This is a genomic window from Marinagarivorans sp. (assembly GCF_982758155.1).
In genome coordinates this window covers 1,253-1,871 of the sequence record NZ_CEXWTU010000405.1, presented here as the reverse complement: position 1 = coordinate 1,871, position 619 = coordinate 1,253, and the positions used below count along the sequence as shown (strand labels likewise).

At 40.5% G+C, this 619-nt stretch carries 3 protein-coding genes; all 3 read left to right on the top strand.

Annotated elements, in window-relative coordinates; all coding sequences use genetic code 11:
• On the top strand, positions 1–148 hold a 148-nt coding region (locus tag AC3A8L_RS21400), incomplete at its 5' end, for a TlpA family protein disulfide reductase (protein WP_487964306.1).
• Between the two features lie 112 nt (positions 149–260).
• On the top strand, positions 261–497 hold the full coding sequence (gene rpmB, locus AC3A8L_RS21395) for a 50S ribosomal protein L28 (RefSeq protein WP_487964303.1): 237 nt from the start codon (positions 261–263) through the stop codon (positions 495–497).
• Between the two features lie 12 nt (positions 498–509).
• The coding region (gene rpmG / locus AC3A8L_RS21390; RefSeq protein WP_487964305.1) for a 50S ribosomal protein L33 at positions 510–619 on the top strand (110 nt) is incomplete at its 3' end.

The window sequence follows — 619 nt, the reverse complement described above, 5'->3', positions numbered from 1 at the left end:
AATTGCCCAAGCTTTTGATAATGTAAGAGTCACACCGACACACTTTCTCATCGCTCCGAATGGTGAAATTATCATGCGCAAAATAGGCACCATCAATGCTGAGTTGATACAAAACAAACTAGCTAGAATGGGGCTTAAGGAAGCGTAAATAGGTAATAAACTATTCCGAACTTTATATCTATGGTATAAAGTTCGGCTTTATAGTTTTCGTTGGTACGCATTTGCGTCTCGACATAATGTTCAATTAGGAGCGATTTAATATGGCACGAGTATGTCAGGTAACGGGTAAACGCCCAATGGCTGGGAACAATGTTTCTCACGCCCACAATAAAACAAGACGTCGGTTTCTTCCAAACCTTCACCCTCACCGCATTTGGGTTGAATCAGAAAACCGTTGGGTTAAATTGCGCGTAAGTAATCACGGCCTACGTATCATCGACAAGAAAGGTATCGATGCTGTATTAGTTGATATCCGTGCCCGCGGCGAAAAAGTTTAAGGAGAATTAGACATGCGCGAAAAAATTAAATTAGTTTCATCTGCTGGTACTGGTCATTACTACACTACAGACAAAAATAAACGTACAATGCCTGAAAAATTGGAACTGAAGAAATTCGATCC